The 19,666-nt window shown below is 64.5% G+C and carries 8 protein-coding genes; 6 read left to right on the forward strand and 2 right to left on the reverse strand.

What is annotated here, in order from left to right; genetic code table 11:
• Positions 1-11 precede the first annotated feature (11 nt).
• Positions 12-6,062, reverse strand: a complete 6,051-nt coding sequence (locus NKJ55_RS30990) for a translocation/assembly module TamB domain-containing protein (protein WP_352453206.1) — start codon at positions 6,060-6,062, stop codon at positions 12-14.
• Complete coding sequence (locus NKJ55_RS30995) at positions 6,062-7,987, reverse strand: autotransporter assembly complex protein TamA (protein ID WP_352453207.1); 1,926 nt, start codon at positions 7,985-7,987, stop codon at positions 6,062-6,064. Before NKJ55_RS30995 ends, NKJ55_RS30990 begins: the two co-directional genes overlap by 1 nt.
• Positions 7,988-8,260: 273 nt before the next feature.
• On the opposite strand from NKJ55_RS30995, the gene NKJ55_RS31000 reads away from it, so the two are divergent.
• From NKJ55_RS31000 to cysW, 6 genes are all read left to right on the forward strand, one after another.
• Positions 8,261-13,741 carry an alpha-2-macroglobulin family protein gene (locus NKJ55_RS31000; RefSeq protein WP_352453208.1) on the forward strand — a complete coding sequence of 1,827 codons (5,481 nt, stop codon included), beginning with the start codon at positions 8,261-8,263 and terminating at the stop codon, positions 13,739-13,741.
• Positions 13,742-13,955: 214 nt separating this feature from the next.
• On the forward strand, positions 13,956-16,046 hold the full coding sequence (gene pbpC / locus NKJ55_RS31005) for a penicillin-binding protein 1C (protein ID WP_352453209.1): 2,091 nt from the start codon (positions 13,956-13,958) through the stop codon (positions 16,044-16,046).
• Between the two features lie 42 nt (positions 16,047-16,088).
• The gene (locus NKJ55_RS31010) at positions 16,089-16,787 is read left to right on the forward strand and encodes a M15 family metallopeptidase (RefSeq protein ID WP_352453210.1); all 699 of its coding nucleotides are present in this window, start codon (positions 16,089-16,091) and stop codon (positions 16,785-16,787) included.
• 218 nt (positions 16,788-17,005) lie between these two features.
• Positions 17,006-18,034, forward strand: coding sequence for a sulfate ABC transporter substrate-binding protein (locus NKJ55_RS31015; RefSeq protein ID WP_352453211.1), 1,029 nt, complete (start codon positions 17,006-17,008; stop codon positions 18,032-18,034).
• 18 nt (positions 18,035-18,052) lie between these two features.
• A complete protein-coding gene (gene cysT / locus NKJ55_RS31020) occupies positions 18,053-18,904 on the forward strand; it encodes a sulfate ABC transporter permease subunit CysT (protein ID WP_352453212.1) in 852 nt (283 codons plus the stop codon).
• The coding region (cysW, locus tag NKJ55_RS31025) for a sulfate ABC transporter permease subunit CysW (protein WP_352453213.1) at positions 18,897-19,666 on the forward strand (770 nt) is incomplete at its 3' end. The genes cysT and cysW, both read left to right, overlap by 8 nt.

Raw genomic sequence — 19,666 nt, forward strand, 5'->3', positions numbered from 1 at the left:
AACGGCCGGTTTCAATATTCCCGTTCGTAGAAAACACCGCCTTTGGCTTCGCCGGCGTCGGTTGCCTCGCCACGCAGCTTGACGCCGCGCCCGACGTCGAGATCGACGGTTGCCTTGCCCGAGCCCGGCCTGTCGCCCTTCTGGATCGTCACGTAGGTGCGGTCGTTGAGATACTTGCCCGCCGAGACGGCGGTGCCGCCCTGTTCGTCGGTGATCACGTCGAGGTCGTCGACGCCGATCGCGCTGCGCAGGTTCTGCAGCAGGGAGGTCGAGCCGCCGACGCCGGCCAGTTGTCCGGCAGCCTCGGCAAGCTGCGCGATCTGCAGCGGCGACAGGTTCGACATCGAACGGCCGAAGATCAGCTGCGCCAGCACCTCATCCTCCGGCAACGCGGGTACCGAGGAGAAGGTGAATTTCGGGTTGGTCGCCTCGCCCGACACCACGATGGTCACGGTGGCGCTGGTCGTCTTCGACTGCGCCGTGAGATTGAGGTAGGGCACCAGAGAGCCGGAAAAACCGACGGTGCCTTCGGTGAAGGTCAGCCGCTTTGCAAGGATCGTCAGCCGCCCGCGCCGCAAGGTGAAGGTGCCGACCGCCTGGGGTGACGACGCCGGACCTGTCAGCCGCAGCGAACCGCCGAGCTCGGCGTCGACGCCCCTGCCCTGGATGAAGATCTGGCTCGGCGCATTGACCGTGACGTCGAGGTTGAGGCCGCTGCCTCCACCGCCGCTGCTTGCTGCGGCCGGGCGCAACGCCTTGTCCTGTGCACGCACGGCTGGCGGCGCATTCTTGTGCTTGACGTTGAGCTCGGCCAGCGAGCCGGGTAGCCTTTCGGGTACGGTGATGACGGTCTTGGCCAGGTTGACGGTACCGGAAATCACCGGCGCGGAGGTGAGCGGTCCCTTGATGGTCAGGTCGCCGCCGAGATTGGCGGTGACCACCTTGCCGTCGGTATAGCGGCCATCGACGAGCTTGACCGACAGGTCGGCCGGAAAACCTTTTGCCGGATCGATGCCGACGGTGCCGCTGGCCGAAAGGCTGCCGCGTGTCGACAGCGTGCCGGTCAGGCGGTTGATCCTGGCCACGCCATTGCCGATAGCGACATCGGCAGTGATGTCGTTGATCGCAAGCCCCGATCGCGCATCGACCAGACGGGCGCCCGACGTGCGGACCGTGCCTGAGATCACCGGCGACGTCGCCGGGCCGCGCACCTGCACATCGACGTCGGCCGTGCCGCTCAAGGACAGGCCTTGCGCAGCGAGTGTCCTGGTGAGGAAGGCGAACGGCACCTTGCCGGAAAAGTTGAGATCAAGGGTGGGCCCGCCTGATGTCGTCATCGTGCCGCCGCCCTTGAGGCCGAGACCGGCGGCATCGCTCATGTTGGCGTCGAAGGTCAGCCTGTTGCCCGAATACGTACCTGAGGATGAGACGCCCATGCCGCCGAAACCTGCACCGCGGGTCTGCGACGTCTGAACGCCTGCGGCGTCGATCTTGAAGGCAACGGCGGGATTGGCCGGCGCCCCCGTCACCTTCACTGTGCCCGAGATGGAACCGGCGGCATCGAGGCCCGGCGAAAAACTGTTGGCTATCGAGATCGGGACGCGGGTCAGCGTCGCGTTGAGGTCGAACGCCTGCCCAGCCTTGCCCGTGACCGTCGCCGTGCCGCCGCCGAGGTTGAGCACCAGCCTGTCGAGGCTGGTCACTCCATTGGCGATGTTGATGGTCGAGGCCTGGGCGATGGCCGCCTTGATGCCGCGGATGGTCGCCTCGCCGGAGGCAAGTTCGACCGTCGTCGTGCCCTTGACCGCCTTGACCCGGCCGGCCGCCCTCAGCGGAATATCCTTGACGGTGGCGCCACCGGAAAAGCCGGTCCATTCGCCGTCGCGCTTGAGATCGACGTTGACGCCCCGACTAGCCGTGCCGCCGGAAGTTACGCTGTCGGCACGGATTTTGCCCGAGATCACCGGTGCCGCCAGATAGTTGGCGATCAGCGCATCGATGCTCACGGCCTTGGCCGAGACATCGCCGCGCGAGATCGAGGCCGTCGTCGCCTTGACGGCGACTTGCGGCACGGTACCCGCCTTGGAGAAGGCGATCGTGCCGCGCACATCGCCATCGGCCTTTTCCAGCGCCAGGGCCGCAAGCGGACCGATATCGGGCAGGTCGAGCGCCACGGTGCCGGCCGGCAGGAAGGCATCGTCGAGCGCCAGGTCGCCGGAGATACGGTTCTTGCCGAGCGACAGCAAAAGCCCGTTGATGGCGCGCTTGCCGTCCGATGTCGCCAGCACGGCGCTGCCCTGCAGCGACTGGCCCGCGACATTTCCGGTGAGTTGCACATTCGCAGCCGGGTTGGCCGCATCAGCCTTGCCGGTGGCGGTGAGCTTCAATCCGGTGATCTCACGCGCGGCCACCGAAAGCTTGTCGCTGTTGACAGTCAGCGACAGATCCGGCGCAGTGCTGGCGCCTTGCGCATTCAGCGCGAAAGAAATAGCGCCTCTGGCATCCTTGGACAGCAGCGAGACGTCGCCTAGTGCGCCTTTGACGTCGGCGCTGAGCTTGTTGTCGGCAAGGCTCGCCTGGCCGTCTGCCGTCAGCGAACCGGACGACAGCCTGACGGTATTGGCGGTGACATTGCCATTGGCGTCCCGCTTCAGCGCGGCACTGAATTGCGTTCGCTCGGCGAGCACGCCACGTACCGCCCCCGGCAGTGCCGCCGAGGCGGCGTCCGCCTTGACATTGAGGTCGATGGCGCCGTCGGCCAGCGAGACCCGCCCGTTGAAGCCGCTGTTCAACGCGTCGCTGGTCACCGTGCCGCTATCGATGACGAAGGCATCGGCGGCAAGGCTGCCGGCGAGTTTGGCGGTGACCTTGCCGGCGATCAGCGGCGCGATAGTCGGATTGTCGAGGCCGATTTTTTCGGCAATCACGGTGCCGGAGATCGGCCCGCTCCGGGCTTTCACGTCAAAGCGATCGGAGTGCAGCGCAAGCGTGATGCCCTCGATCATAGCTAGATTGGTGGCGGCCGATGGCAGCGTCGCGGAAATGTCGAGCTTCGGCTGGGCGCCCTGCCCGGCCGCCGTTAGCGATATCGCCTGCAGCTCGAGCTTGATCGGGCTCTCCTTGCTGCCAAGCGACAACGGCAGGCTCGGACCGGTAGAGGCCAGGTCGAGCGAAAAATCGCTGGCACCGTTCGGATTGAGGGTGCCGGCTGCCTTGCCGGAGATTTTCTCGCCGGCAAGCGTCGCCTGCTCGATGGCCAGGCCGCTGGCCGACGAGAAACGGCCTGCCGCATCGAGATCCAGCGGCCCGAGCCCAGCCTGCCGGGTCTGGCTGGTTTCGGCGCCGCTGAGCCGGGCGGTGAAGCGAATATCTGGGGCAGCCGACGATCCGGTGACCTGCGCGGTGCCGCTGAGCGCGCCCACGGCATCGAGACCCGGTGAAAAATCATTGGCAAGCGCTGCCGGCACCGCCGACAAGGTGGCAGTGAGATCGAGCGTCTGGCCAGCCGTACCCGACACGGCAACCGAACCACCACCGACACCGAGCGCCAATTTCTCTATGCTCACCCTGCCATTGGCGATTGTCAGCGCTGATGGCTGCGCGACAGCTGCCTTGATGCCGCGGATGGCCGCCTCGCCCGAGGCAAGCTCGATGCTGGTGGTGCCGTTCGCAACCCTGACCCGCCCGGACGCGCTGGCCGGAATGCCGGCGACCGTGGCGCCGCCGCTAAAGCCGGTCCAGTCGCCATCGCGCTTCAGGTCGACATCGATGCCGCTGATCACCGTGGTTCCGGAGGTGATCGTGTCGGCCTTGATCTTGCCGGCGATTGCCGGTGCTTTGAGATAATTGGCGACCAGCGCGTTGACGGCGATTGTCTTCGCCGCCAGTTCGCCGCGCGAAATCACGGCGCTCGTCGCATCGATCGCGACCGTCGGCGCTCCGTTGTCGTTCGCAAAGCGGATGGTGCCGCGCACGTCGCCGGCGACCGACTGGCCTGCGAGTGCGGCCAGCGGAGCAATATCGGCGGCATCGAGGGTCAACGTGCCGAGCGGCAGCAGGTTGTCGTCGAGCCCGAGGTCGCCGGAGACCTTGTTGTCGGCTAACGAGACGGCAAGTCCATTGATGGAGCGCTTGCCGTCGGTTGTGACCAGCGATGCCTTGAGGTCGAGCGGCTGGTCGTCGACCGAGCCGGTCAGCGAGACATCGGCGGCGGGACTGGCGATATCGGCCTTGCCGCTCGCGCTCAGCTTGATCTGCTTCACCGCATGGCCGGACGCCGTCAGGCTGTCGCTGTTGGCCGAAACCGAGAAATCCGGTGCGCTGCGCGCGCCGCTTGCGGTAAGCCCGAAACCGACGGCGCCGCCGACCTTGGCGCCGACCAGCGGCGACAGCACCGACACGTCGCCCAGCGTACCCTTGATATCGGCCCGGATATCGGTGCCTTGCGCACTGGCGGTGCCGCTGGCGCTAAGCGTGCCCGAGGTGAGTTGCAATGCGTTGGCGGCGAACGCACCGTCCGGGTCGCGTGTCGCGGTTGCGGAAAACTGCACGCGCTCGCCGAGAACCGAGCTGATTTGCGGCGGCAGCGCCGTCGAAGCCGCGTCGGCATTCATCTTGAGCGTCATCGACAGATCGGCAAGCGCCACTGTGGCTGTTACGGACGCATTGAGCGCGTCGCTGCGTAGCGTGCCGTCGTCGACGACAATCTGTTCCTTGCTGACGGAGCCGTCGAAACCGGCGCTGACCCTGCCCGTTACCAGCGGCGCCAAAGTCGCGACGTCGGTGTTCAGGCCGGCCGCCGTCAGCTTGATGGTGACCGGCCCGCTACGGTTCTGGATGTCGAAACCATCGGAATGCACTTGCCCGATCAGGTCGTCCACCCGCGTGCCGCCCGCCACCACCGAGATCAGCGACGCGCCGATATCCACCATCGGCGCCTTGCCATCGCCGAAAGCGCGGGCCGTGGCATCCTTGATTGCCACGGTTATCGGTTGCGCCTCGCTGCCGAGGCTGAGCACGATCGGCGGCCCCTTTGCGGCGAGCTTCACCGAAAGGTCGCTGGCGCCGTTCGGATCGACAATGCCGGCGGCGGTCGCGTGCAAGGCGCCGCTGTCGATATTGGCGCGCTCGACATCGACGCCGCCGGCCGCGGTCGCCGTGCCGGCGAGGTCGAAGGTGGTCTTGCCGGCAAACAGCGGTTTCAGGGTTTCGGGCAGGAAGCGCTCGAATTCGCCATCGCCATTGGCCTCGACATAATGACCCTTGTCGGTGAGCTGATGGCGACCGGTAAGCTGGGTGACGATCCGGCCGTCGACAACGAAGGTCCCGATGCCATTCCAGTTGGCGAGCGGTCCGGTGCCGGAAACGACAATGTTGACCGGCGGCGCGCCCGGCAGGTTGAGCAGGTTGGCGATGATGCCGCCGGCCGGCTCGGATGCCTTAAGGTCGAGGTCGAGCTTGTTGTCGGCCGGCGCGAAATGGGCTTTGGCGTCGACCGTGCCTTGCTTGCCGTCGTGGCGAACGATGTTGAGGTTGGTCTCGATCGCCAATGGTGAGGCGTTCGCCTTGAGCGCTCCCTTGGCTGCAAGTTCGGCGACACCGCTGCCGGCCAGAGCCTGCCCGAGCGCGATTTCGGGAAGGTCGAGTTGCCTGACGTCGATGGAAACCGGCAGCGTCGTCGCTCCGCTTTGGCTCGACTGTGTATTGGCCACCGGCAGCCTTGCCAACTCGATACGCTCGGCCCCAATGCGATCGGCGCTGAAGCTCTTCGACAGGAGTGCCAGCGGCGACCAATCGACGGCCACGTTGCGCGCCACCATCCAGGCGCCTTCGCGATCCTCCAGAACGACATGATCGACCCTCAGCGCGCCCGACCAGATACCGTCGATGCCGACGACAGTGACCTTGCGATCACCGGTCGAGGCCATGGTCGAGATGATGCCGGCAAGGTTTTCGCGGCCGCGCTCGGTTTTGGTCAGCACGACGAGCGCCCCCACCGCCGCTGCCACGACGATGAGCAGCGTGTAAAAAAGGATACGGAGGATGCGCCTGAATATTGCCATCAGAATGCCTGGCCGATGCCGGCATAAATGCCGAAATGAGGATCGTCGGGGCCGCGGTTGAGCGGCACCGCCGCGTCGACGCGCAGCGGCCCGAACGCCGTCAGATAGCGCAAGCCTACACCCGCGCCGACCTTCATGTCCGAAAAATCGGGGACCTGCCTGGTCGACACCGTGCCGGCATCGACGAACGGCACGACGCCGATCTTGTCGGTGACGGCGATGCGCATCTCGACCGAGGTCTCGAAGAAGGAAAGCCCGCCGATCGGCTCTCCATTGCTGTCCTTCGGGCCGATGCCTTGATAGGCATAGCCGCGCACCGAACCGCCGCCGCCTGAGTAGAAGCGTCGATCTGCCGGAACATCTTGAAGACTGGCGCCGATAATAGAGCCGATGGCGACACGTTCGGCGAAAACGAATTTCGAGGCCGAATCGAGTGACTGGTAGGCCGACCCCTCGCCCTTCAGCTTGACAAACGCAGCCCCGCTCAAAATGTCGTAGCTCGGCTCGCCATAGGCCAGCACCCTGAAGCCCCGGGTCGGATTGAGCTTGCTGTCGCGATTGTCGTAGACATATTGCAGTGGAATGCTGGCGATCAGATAGGTGTGCTTGCCGAAAGCGTCGTGGATCCTCGAATAATCCAGCGCGACTTGCGCGGAAACCGTCTGCTTCTTGTCGAGTTCGTAGGATAGGCCGGTGCTGCCCTTGACCGAGAAATGGTCGTAGGCGTCGGGGTGCTCCAGCACGGTATTGACGCTGGCAATGAATTTCGACGCCGGCCCGATCACGCCCGGCTTTTCGAACATGACACCGGCATTGTAATTGAGCTGGGTCAAGTCGTTGCTGCCGATGCCGCTGATCTTGCCGTCGATGCGCAGCTTTTCGGCGCGGCCAAACAGATTGCGATGCCCCCAATAGCCTTCGAGGCCCAGCCCTTCGGTGTTTGAGAAGCTGCCGCCAATGCCGAAATAGCGCGGCTTGCGTTCGCTTACCTGGACACCGATCGGGATGTTGCCCTCGGCGTCGAGGGCGTCGGCTTCCTTCACCGTCACGCTGTTGAAGACCTCGAGCCCGAGCAGCCGGTCGCGCGCATCGTCGATCTCATCGGGCGAATATTGGCGGCCGCGCTTAAGGCCCGTCATATATTCGGTGAAGTCGCGGTCGACCTTTTCCGTGCCCTCGACAGTGGTGTCGCCATAGCCGGCGACCGGGCCGGCCGCGACGGCAAGCGTCACGTCGAGCGTCGAACCGGCGTGCTCGGCGACGATCTCGCGGCCCGTCACCTTGGCCAGCGGCCTGCCTTCTTGCTTGAGTGCCCGCACGATCGCCGCCTCGGCCTTGAGCACGGCGCCCGAACTGGCGTCACCGCCGGCGATCAGGCCGAAATCGGCACTTGCCAGCCCCGCCGCATCGCCTTCCAGTCTGATGTTGCCAAGCGTGAATTTCGGCCCGGCTGCTATGCTTATCACCACCGGTATCGGCTGCGGACCCGAAAATTCGGCATCGGGCGGCAGATCGTCGAGCGGTTTGCCTTGGATCGTGATAGTGACCACACCCTCGTAGCGGGCGTCAGTGTAGAGTGCGGCAACAAGTTGCTCACGGTCACTGCGCGCCTTGGCCAGCAGGCCGAGAGAACCGGATACCGGGTGTTCCTCGTCGGCCTTCAGCGCCGAGGCGTTTTCGAGCTTCTCGGCGAGATCCTTGTCGGCGTCCGGCGCCTCGATCGTCACCGCATAGCGCAGCGGGTCGACGATATCGGCATCTTCGTCTTTGGATCCCCACAGCTTGATGCCGAAAATCTCGAAGGCTGCCGCACTTCCGGTTTCGGCAACAAGTGCCGTAGAGCACAACAATGCGAAAAGCAGGGCGCGCGAAAGCGCGCGCCGTGGCGCGGTTCCTCCCGACATCTGCCTTTCATACGCCGGCATTACGCTCCTAGCCTAGCTCGCAAACCTAAAATTGGAATGAAGTTCTGAAGCACTCGTAAAGGGGCCACAATCCAATTGCTGAAATAGACAGGGCTTGGAACTCACACCTTCTGCGTCGCCGCAAGAAAGCGTGATCCCCTGTCCTATGGAGCTACTACCGGTCACCGGCCGGAAAGCAAACCGTTGGCAGGCGGATCCTGCCGCGTCCCGATGTTGACAAGCGCGACTGAAGCTTGAAGATTTCTGGACGTAAGCACTTGTCTGGAGGGGTTTATGGCAATGCGCGCGGCTCGTGGTCTATCGATTCTTTTCCTTCTCTTTTTTGCCTGGAGCGGTGTCGCGCAAGCGGCCGAAGCCCGGCGGGTGGTGACATCGGACAATTCCGACTATTTCGGTTTCGATCTCAGATCCGACCAGAATGTCAGCCTCGACCAGTGCAAGACCACCTGCCTCGGCGACCCGGCCTGCCGCGCCTTCACCTACAACCTCAAGGCCAAATGGTGCTTCCTTAAATCCGATTACAATTCGTTGAAACCCTTCGGCGGCGCCGTCGCCGGCAAGATCGTCAACATCGATGGCGATCCCGACATCGGCGCGCCACCCGAACTCGCCTTCTTCCCCAACTGGATGGCCGACCAGGCCCAGCAATACCGCAACAAGCTCACTGGCCCGACCTACACCAAGCCGACAGAAGGGCTGACGGCGCTGAGGGCCGCCGCCGAACAGTCGGCGCTGACGGGCGATCATCGCTCGGCCATGCACAAATACGAAGCGGCGGTTTCGGTGTTGCCTTATGATGGCCAGCTCTGGCTCGAGCTGGCGCGCGAAACGCTTGCCGTCCATCCGACCGCCAACAGCTCGGAGCCGTCGACCCTACCGGCGAACGCCACTTCCGCCGCCTTCAACGCCTACAAATTGCTGCGCACCACCAAGACGCGCGCCGACGTGCTGGCGCTGCTCGGGGACGGCCTTGATCGCCGCGATCTCTACAGGCCGGCCCTGCAGGCCTACGAGGCGAGCCTCGCTCTCGTCAATTCGCCGGCAGTCAGGGCCGCCTATCAGGATCTCAAGGCCCGCAAGGGCTTCCGCGTCATCGATCATACCGTCGATGCCGACACCAGCGCGCCACGCATCTGCGCGCAGTTCTCCGAGGAACTGGTCAAGACCGGCGTCGACTACTCGCAGTTCGTTACTGTCGACAACGCCGCTCCCAAGGGCGTCGAAGCCAAGGACAAGCAGATCTGCGTCGAAGGACTCGAGCACGGCCAACATTACGACGTGACCTTCCGCGCCGGCTTGCCGGCCGCCATTGGCGAAGTCACCGCGGCACCGGTGGTTCTGTCGATCTACGTGCAGGACCGCGCGCCTTCGGCCCGCTTCACCGGCGACAGCTTCGTGCTGCCCGCAGGCGCACGCCGCGGCATACCGGTCGTCACCGTCAACATGAATGCCGCCGAAATGAAGCTCTTCCGCATCGGCGACCGCTCGCTGGCCCAGCTTCTGTCGGGATATCAGTTCCTGCGCCAGCTTGACGGCTACGACATTTCGAACATCTCCGAACAGATGGGCGAGCCGGTCTGGCAAGGCCAGCTCGACATCGCCAACGACCTCAACAAGGAAGTCACCACCTCCTTCCCAATCGACGAGGCTTTGCCGAAGCGCAAGCCCGGCGTCTATGTGCTGACCGCACAAGCCGTCGACGATCGCAGCGACGACTATGATTCGCACGCCACGCAATGGTTCGTCGTCTCCGATATCGGCCTGTCGACCTATACCGGACAGGATGGGCTGAACGTCTTTGCCCGTTCGCTCGCAACCGCCAAGCCGATCGCCGGCGCCGAGCTGACGCTGCTGGCCAGGAACAATGAAATCCTCGGCACCGCGACCACCGACGCGGAAGGGCGGGCGGTGTTCAATCCCGGCCTGACGCGCGGCGACAGCGGCATGGCGCCGGCCGTGCTGATGGCCAAACAGGGCGACGACGATTTCGTCTTCCTCGATATGGGCCGCGCCGGCTTCGACCTGTCCGACCGTGGCGTCGCCGGACGGCCGGCACCTGGCGCGCTCGACGTCTATGCCTGGACCGAGCGCGGCATCTACCGCGCCGGCGAAGATGTCCATGTCGCGGCCCTTGCCCGCGACAGTGCCGCCAAGGCGGTCGAGAACCTGCCGCTGACCTTCATCTTTTCGCGGCCCGACGGCGTCGAGGACCGCCGCATCGTCAGCGATGGCGCATCGGCCGGCGGTCACGCAGTCGACCTGCCGCTGGAACCCAACGCCATGCGCGGCACCTGGACGGTGGCGATCCATACCGATCCCAAGCAGGCGGCGGTCGCCAGCCAGATGTTCCTGGTCGAGGACTTCGTACCGGACCGCATCGAGTTCGACCTGTCCTCCGACAAGCAGGAGATCGCCCAGGGCGAGACCGCCAACATTACCGTCGACGGCCGCTTTCTCTACGGCGCGCCGGCCGCGGGCCTCGCGCTCGAAGGCGAATTGACGCTGTCGACCGCCAGCGATTGGGACCGCTTCAAAGGCTATTCCTTCGGTCTGGCCGACGAACAGTCGGCGGAACCGACTGTGACGCCCTTCACCGGCCTGCCGGTGGTCGGCGAGGACGGCAAGGCGACCTTCCCGGTCTCCGTCGATCAATTGCCATCCACCACCAAGCTGGTCGATGCCAAGGTCACTGTCAGGATGCGTGAAACCGGCGGCCGTGCCGTCGAGCGCTCGCTGAATATCGGCATCCGCCCGCAGGGCCACATGATCGGCATCCGCCCGGATTTCGACGACAACGAGGTGCCGCAAGGCGGCACGGCCAAGTTCAGCCTGATCGCTGTCGACCCAGACGGCAAGCGTGAGGCGCTGAAGGGCGCGCAGTGGTCGCTGGTCAAGGTCGAGCGTAGCTACCAGTGGTACCGCTCGAGCAACTCCTGGAACTATGAGCCGGTCACCTTCACCAAGGCGGTGGCCAACGGCCAGGTCCACCTGAGCGCCGATGGCGAGGCGACGGTGTCGCTGCCGGTCGACTGGGGCCGCTACCGGCTTGAGATCGAGACAGCGGATCCGGAAGGCCCGGCCACCAGCTACGAGTTCGACGCCGGCTGGTATGTCAGTTCCACCACCACCGAAACGCCCGACGGCCTCGAGATCGCCCTCGACAAGGATACCTATGCGGCGGGTGAAGTGGCCAAGCTCAAAGTGTCGCCGCACTTTGCCGGCGAGCTGCTCGTCACCATCGGCGCCGACAAGCTCCTGAAGACCGTCACCGCCAGCGTGCCGGCCGGCGGCAGCACCGTCGACATCCCGGTCGGCGACGACTGGGGTGCCGGCGCCTACGTCACGGCAACGCTGTTCAGGCCGGGCGATGCGCAAGAGACACGCATGCCGGCGCGCGCCATCGGCGTCAAATGGCTGAAGCTCGATCCCGGCTCGCGGAAGCTTGCCGTCAGCTTGGCGCCGCCGGACAAGACCATGCCGCGCCAGCAGCTGTCGATCCCGGTCGCCGTAGCCGGCGTGCAGCCCGGCACCAACGCCTATGTCATGGTCGCCGCCGTCGACGTCGGCATCCTCAACCTGACCAACTACAAGGTACCGGATCCGGAGAACTGGTTCTTTGGCCAGCGCATGCTCGGTCTCGAGGTTCGCGACATCTATGGCCGGCTGATCGACGGCTCGCTGGGCACAACCGGTAAGCTGCGCACCGGCGGCGACGGCGCCAACATGCAATCGCAAGGCAGTCCGCCGACCGAAAAGCTGGTCGCCTTCTTCTCCGGCCCGGTCCAGCTCGACTCCGACGGCAAGGCGCGGATCGACTTCGACATACCGCAGTTCAACGGCACCGTGCGCGTCATGGCCGTCGCCTGGACAAAGGAAGCAGTCGGCCATGCCCAGTCCGACGTCATCGTTCGCGATCCGGTGGTGATCACCGCCGGCCTGCCGCGATTCCTGGCGCCCGGCGATTCCGCCGTCATGCGGCTCGACGTCGCCGACACCGACGGCCCCGCTGGCGACTACAAGCTGACCATCGACACGACGGGCGACCTGTCTACCGGCAGTGCCGCCTTGCCTGAAAAGCTGACGCTGGTCAAAGGCAAGCGGCAGACGCTGACCGTGCCGTTGATTGCGCGGACCGCGGGCAACGCCTCGATCACCATCAAGCTTGCGCATGCCGACGGCACCGCCGTCGAGCAGACGCTCTATGTGCCGGTGCGCCCGGCGCAACTGCCTGTGACCACCCGCATGGTCGTCGACCTCAAGGGCAATGGCGGCGCGCTGCGCGTCGACAAGGAACTGCTGGCGGCAAGCCTGCTCGATGGCGCTTCGGTCAGCGTCGGCGTTTCGCAGGCTGCTGCCTTCGATGTACCGTCGCTGCTGATGACGCTCGACCGCTATCCCTATGGTTGCGCCGAACAGACCACCAGCCGCGCCATGCCGCTTCTCTACGTCAACGAGATGGCTTCCGGCATCGGCATGGCCAGCGACCCCGATCTGCGTGGCCGCGTCCAGGACGCCATCTACAAGGTGCTGAGCTATCAGGCATCGGCCGGCAGCTTCGGCCTGTGGGGTCCGGGTTCCGGCGATCTGTGGCTCGACGCCTATGTCACCGATTTCCTCACCCGGGCGCGCGAGCAGAAATACGACGTGCCGGCCCTGGCGATGAACCAGGCGCTGAGCAATCTGCAGAACGCGATCGGCTACGATCAGGACGTCCAGGATCGCGGCAGCGAGATCGCCTATGCGCTTTATGTGCTTGCCCGCAACAAGAAGGCCTCGGTCGGCGATCTGCGTTATTATGCCGACACCCAGCTCGAAGCCTTTACCAGCCCGATGGCCGTCGCCCAATTGGCGGCGTCTCTCGCCCTCTACGGTGACACCCAGCGCTCGGAGGCAACCTTCCAGGCCGCGCTGCAGCTGGCCAAGTCGACGCCCGAATATGACTATTACCGGTCCGACTATGGCTCGCCACTGCGCGACGGCGCGGCGATCCTGGCGCTTGCCGCGGAAAGCAAGCCGGTGCCGACCATCGTGCCGGCGCTGATCCAACTAGTGACCTGGGAACGCGCCGACGCCAGGTGGACCAGCACACAGGACGAGTCCTGGATGCTGCTGGCGGCCCGCGCGCTGAAGGCCGGCAATGATTCGATCGCGCTGACCGTCAACGGCGCACCGCATGCCGGCGGCTATTCGGACCAGATCGCCGGTGGCGACCTGGCCGACAGTCCGCTGACCATCGTCAACACCGGCAGAAATCCGCTGCAGGCGGTCGTCACCACCGTGGCCTCGCCGATCCAGCCTCTGCCGGCCGGCGGCAACGGCTTTACCATCGGCCGTACCTATTACAAGCTAGACGGCACAGAGGCCAACGTGACGGAGGTCAAGCAGAACGAACGCTATGTCGTCGTGCTCAAGGTTTACGAGCAGAACACCTGGCCTTCGCGACTGCTGATCACCGACCTGTTGCCGGCCGGGTTCGAGATCGACAATCCGGGCCTGGTCTCCAGCGCCCAATTGACGAACTTCTCCTGGCTGGCGCAGACCGATGCCGCCCATCTCGAATTCCGCGACGACCGTTTCGTCGCGGCGTTCAATCCCAACGACGGCGACGGCGACCGCAACATCACACTCGCCTACGTCGTGCGCGCGGTGACGCCGGGCACCTACGCCCACCCGGCGGCAACGATCGAGGACATGTACCGGCCGCAATATTCGGCTCGCACCGCCACCGGCATGATGGAGGTCAAGGCGCCGTAAGGCAAAAAATGGCGGATAGGAATATGGCGATGGCGCTGCCCCTCATTGCCCTGCCGGGCATTTCTCCCCGTATAGAGACGGGGAGAAAGAGCCATGCGCCGAAGTTTTCGCCGAACTTTAACGTCGCAGAAAAGGCGCCAAGGGTCGCGACAGCCCCCTTCTCCCCGTCACTAAACGGGGAGAAGGTGCCGGCAGGCGGATGAGGGGCGGCGCCATGCTCTCCAGAAAATTCCTGCGCCGAGCGGCCATCACGGGCATTTCCTTGGCCGGTCTCGCTGCAATCACCGCCGCCGCCCTCTGGCAGCTCGACCGCGCTTTTCCGCCGCCGCTGCCGGCTGCTTTGACGGTCTCGACCGAGGTGCAGGACCGAGACGGCCAGCTGCTGCGCGCCTTCGCTACGCCGGATGGCTACTGGCGGCTCGCTACCAGCCTGGACCAGGTCGACAAGCAGTTCGTCGACATGCTGGTCACCTATGAGGACAAGCGTTTCTGGGATCATCAAGGCGTCGACGTGCTGGCACTGGCGCGTGCCGCCGGGCAGTTCGCGACCAGCGGCCATATCGTCTCCGGTGGTTCGACGCTGCCGATGCAACTCGCCCGGCTGATCGAACCGCGCGACAGCCGCAGCCTCGGCTCGAAGATCAAGCAGATGCTGCGCGCCCTCCAGATCGAACGGCGGCTTTCCAAGCGCGAGATCCTCGAACGCTATCTGACGCTGGCGCCCTATGGCGGCAATCTCGAAGGTGTGCGCGCCGCTTCGCTTGCCTATTTCGGCAAGGAGCCGAAACGGCTGACGGTCTCGGAGGCGGCCCTGCTCGTCGCTTTGCCGCAATTGCCGGAAAAGCGGCGCCCTGACCGCAACCTCGACGTCGCCCATGCCGCCCGCGACCGCGTGCTGACCCGCATGGTCTCGGCAGGCCTGCTCGGCGAACGTGAGGCCGCGCGTGCCGCGCTCGACGATGTGTCGGGGCTGCGGCGGACCTTGCCGGCGCTCGCTGCCCATGCGGCCTATACGATGCTGTCCAAGGCCATTCCCGGCCAGAAGCTGCAACTGACGATCCGCAAGAGTGTCCAGGAAGGGCTGGAGCAGGTGGCCAAGGACGCGGCCGCCAGGCTCGGCCCTCGCCTCTCGGTGGCCATGGTGCTGGCCGATGCCCGCACCGGCGATATTCTTGGCGAGGTCGGCTCTGCCGATTTCTTCGATGCCAGCCGTTCGGGCTGGATCGACATGACCAAGGTCGTTCGCTCGCCTGGCTCGACGCTGAAGCCGTTCATCTACGGCCTCGCCTTCGAACAAGGCCTGGTGGCGCAGGAGATGCTGATCGAGGACAGCCCAGCCGATTTCTCCGGGTATCGGCCGAAGAACTTCGACATGGGCTATCAGGGCGATGTCAGCATCAGGCAGGCGCTGCAATTGTCGCTCAACGTGCCGGCGATCCGCGTGCTCGACGCGGTCGGCCCGGCCCGGCTGATGGCACGCTTTCGCCAGGCTGATGTGACCCCTATCCTGCCCGTCAACGAAGCGCCCGGCCTGGCGATCGGCCTCGGCGGCGTCGGGGTGACCCTGCGCGACCTGGTCCAACTCTATGCCGGCCTTGCCAGTGGCGGCAAGGCACACACTCTGCATGACGGCACCGAGCCGGCGAATGCCGAACGCTCGACCACCACCATCCTCGACGGGCAGGCGACCTGGCAGATCACCGACATCCTGTCAGGCGTCAAGCCTCCCCAGGGTGCCGCCCAACGCGGCATCGCCTACAAGACCGGCACCTCCTACGGCTATCGCGACGCCTGGTCGGTCGGCTTCGACGGCCGCTACGTGCTCGGCGTCTGGGTCGGCCGCCCGGACGCCGGCGCTGTGCCCGGCCTGTCCGGCTATGTCTCGGCTGCGCCCATGCTGTTCGAAGGTTTTGTCCGTTCCAGCCTGGCCGCCGTACCGCTGCCGAGCCAGCCGTCCGGCGTCCGGCGTCCGAAGCGCGAGGAGCTGCCGGTGACGCTGACGCGCTTCGGCGCCGGCGCCGATGGGCTGGTACAGGCGACGCCGACCGAACCTGCGCCAACCATCATCTTTCCGCCCGATGGCGCTCGCGTCGATCTCGGCACTTCCTCGGCCGACCCCTCGCCGCTGGTGCTCAAGCTGCAAGGCGGCCGCGCACCATTCCGCTGGCTGGCCAACGGCAAGCCGCTGGTCGGCATCGACCGGCGGCGCACCGCGACCTGGCAGCCGGACGGCGCCGGCTATTCGACCCTAACCGTGATCGACGCGGCGGGACGCGCGGCCAGTGTGAAGGTTTTCGTCGAGTGAAAGTTTCCCTTGAATAATTTCCGGCAGGTGATTCAGGGGATTGTGTTTTACGTCTTGCTTTCGGCCGCCTGTACTTTCTCGGCGTCTGCTGACGCGCTGCCCGCCAGCTTTGTTCGGCTAGCCGACATCGATCCCAATATCCGGCAGGATATCCGCTATGCCGGCCCCGAAAATTTCCTGCATCGCAAGGTAAGCGGCTACGATGCGCCGGTATGTGTCCTCACCAGGCAAGCCGCGCAAGCGCTTTCGGCAGTGCAGAAAGCGATTGCCGCCGAAGGACTGACGCTGGTCGTGTTCGACTGCTATCGCCCTGCGCGGGCTGTCTCCGACATGCGTGAATGGACAAAAACGAGCGGGCCACCGGACCCGCAATGGTACCCAAAGGTCAAGCGCAAGGATCTCATCGCCAAGGGCTATATCGGCGAACTGTCCACCCATTCGCGCGGATCGACGGTCGATGTCGCGATCGCGCGAGCCGACCGCAAGAGCGCTCCGAAACCGGCCTGCGGCGCGACCGATGCCGACACGCTCGATTTCGGCACGGGTTTCGACTGTTTCGATCCAGCGAGCAAAACGGCTCACCGACCGATAGCCAGTGAAGCGGCGGCTAACCGCAAAAGGCTTGTCGAGGCGATGCGTGCCCGCGGCTTCAAGAATTACGCCCGCGAATGGTGGCACTTCACGCTGGAGAACGAGCCGTTTCCAAAAGAGCGCTTCAACTTTCCCGTTACCGCCGAATAGCCGGCCGAAACCTTCGGACGCGACGCAGCCATTGCCGAAGAGCCAGCCGTCTCTAGATAATCGCGTCGGGAGCGCGATCATGGTCCATGCGGGAAAATAGTTTCTCGCATCGCCGAAACTAGGCGAAAAATTGCTTCAATAGGCCAAAAAAGGCAACATTGAATGCATCTAAATTCTATCAATTCGGTAGATTTGGCGCGAGTTCAACGGAGGCGGAAATGACCAAACCTCATTTCAGGAAACTGCTCGGCGCACTGGTCGCCACGTCTGTCCAGTTCGGCACGCTCGGTTTCGCGTTTGCCGACACCACCATTCTCAACGTGTCCTATGATCCGACGCGTGAGCTCTACAAGCAATTCGACGAGGCCTTCACCGCCCACTGGAAGGCCGAGACAGGCGAGACGGTCACCGTCCAGCAGTCGCATGGCGGGTCGGGCGCGCAGGCTCGCGCCGTGATCGACGGCCTCGACGCCGACGTGGTGACGCTGGCGCTCGAAGGCGATATCAACGCCATTGTCTCGAAAGCGAAGAGGATCAATCCCGACTGGCGGACGAAATTCGAAAACAATTCGGCGCCCTACACCTCGACCATCATCTTTCTCGTCCGCAAGGGAAACCCCAAGGGCATCCATGACTGGGGCGATCTGGTCAAGGACGACGTCCAGGTGATCACGCCGAATCCCAAGACCTCCGGTGGTGCGCGCTGGAACTATCTCGCCGCCTGGGCCTATGCCAGTGCCAAGGATGGCGGCGACGAGGCCAAGACCAAGGAATTCGTCGGCAACCTCTATTCCCATGTTCCGGTGCTTGACACCGGCGCGCGCGGCGCAACCGTGACCTTCGCGCAAAAAGGGCTGGGCGACGTGCTGCTCGCCTGGGAAAACGAGGCCTATCTGGCGCTCGACGAGTTCGGCGCCGACAATTTCGATATCGTCTACCCGCCGACCTCGATCCTGGCCGAGCCGCCGGTCGCCGTGGTCGACGCCAATGTCGACGCCAAAGGCACGCGGAAAGTTGCCGAAGCTTATCTGAGCTATCTCTATTCCAAGGAAGGCCAGACGCTCATCGCCAAAAACCATTATCGCCCTTCGAAGCCCGAACTGGTGCCGGCGGAGGACTTGGCCAAGCTGCCTGAGATCAAGCTGGTCACCATCGACGACCCGCTTTTTGGCGGCTGGAAGAAAGCACAGCCTTATCATTTCGGCGATGGTGGTATATTCGACCAGATCTACAAGCCGGCCCAGTAGCATTTAGATCAGGACGACATGACCACAGCACCCGCCAAGGCGAGGTGGCGATTCAGGCAGCCGAGCGTCATTCCGGGTTTCGGATTGACGCTCGGCTTCTCGCTTGCCTACCTCACCCTCATCATCCTCATCCCCCTGTCCGGGCTGATCTGGCGCTCGGCGGCGCTCGGCTGGACCGACTTCTGGGCGATCGTCACCGACCGCCGCACCATCAACGCGCTTGAAATCAGCTTCGGCACCGCCTTCATTGCCGCCGCCGTCAACGTCGTCTTCGGCACGATCGTCGCGTGGGTGCTGGTGCGCTACAGCTTTCCAGGCCGCCGCATCGCCGATGCCATGGTCGACCTGCCCTTCGCGCTGCCGACGGCGGTTGCCGGCATCGCGCTGACCACACTTTACGCACCGAATGGCTGGATCGGAAGCCTGCTGACGCCGCTCGGCATTAAGGTCGCGTATACGCCGCTCGGCATCGTCATCGCGCTGGTCTTCATCGGTCTGCCCTTCGTCGTGCGCACCGTGCAGCCGATCATGGAGGAGATCGACAAGGAGGTAGAAGAAGTGGCCGCCACGCTCGGCGCCAATCGCTTCCAGATCATCAGCCGCGTTCTACTACCCGGACTGGCGCCTGCCATCGTCACCGGTTTCGCGCTGGCCTTCGCGCGCGGCGTCGGCGAGTACGGTTCCGTCATCTTTATCGCCGGCAACCTGCCGTTCAAATCCGAGATCGCGCCGCTTCTGATCGTCATCCGGCTGGAGGAATATAATTACGCCGCGGCGACCGCGATAGCGGCGATCATGCTGGCGCTGTCCTTCGTCATGCTGCTGGTCATCAACCTGGTGCAGACCTGGAGCCGCAAGCGCTATGGCTGACCCGGAGATCAAATCCTACGCGCCGCACCATGAAAGCCAGTCGCCGGCGGTGACCGAGAGCCGCACGGCGAGAACCGTGCTGATGATCGTGACCTTTGCCTTCCTCGGCATTTTCCTGCTCCTGCCGCTGATAATCGTCTTCAAGGAAGCTTTCGCCAAAGGTATCGAGGCCTACACACAGGCGCTGAGCGAACCGGACACGCGCTCGGCGATCCGCCTGACGCTTCTGGTCGCGGCGATCTCGGTGCCGCTCAACATCGTCTTCGGTATTTCCGCCGCCTGGGCGATCGCCAAGTTCGAGTTCAAGGGCAAGGCGTTCCTGACCACACTGATCGACCTGCCGTTTTCGGTCTCCCCGGTCATTTCCGGCCTGGTCTATGTACTTCTGTTCGGCGCGCAAGGCCTGCTCGGCGCCTGGCTCAAGGCGCATGGCATCGTCATCCTGTTTGCCGTGCCGGGCATCGTGCTGGCCACCGTCTTCGTCACCTTCCCCTTCGTCGCCCGCGAATTGATCCCGCTGATGCAGGAACAGGGCAATGGCGACGAGGAGGCTGCTCTGTCGCTCGGGGCCAATGGCTGGCAGGCGTTCTGGTACGTGACGTTGCCCAACGTCAAATGGGGATTGCTCTACGGCGTGTTGCTGTGCAATGCCCGTGCCATGGGCGAGTTCGGCGCGGTCTCGGTCGTGTCGGGCCACATACGCGGGCTAACCAACACCATGCCGCTGCATGTTGAAATCCTTTATAACGAGTACAATGCCGC

The organism is Mesorhizobium sp. M0106 (genome assembly GCF_040322715.1).
GTDB lineage: Bacteria > Pseudomonadota > Alphaproteobacteria > Rhizobiales > Rhizobiaceae > Mesorhizobium.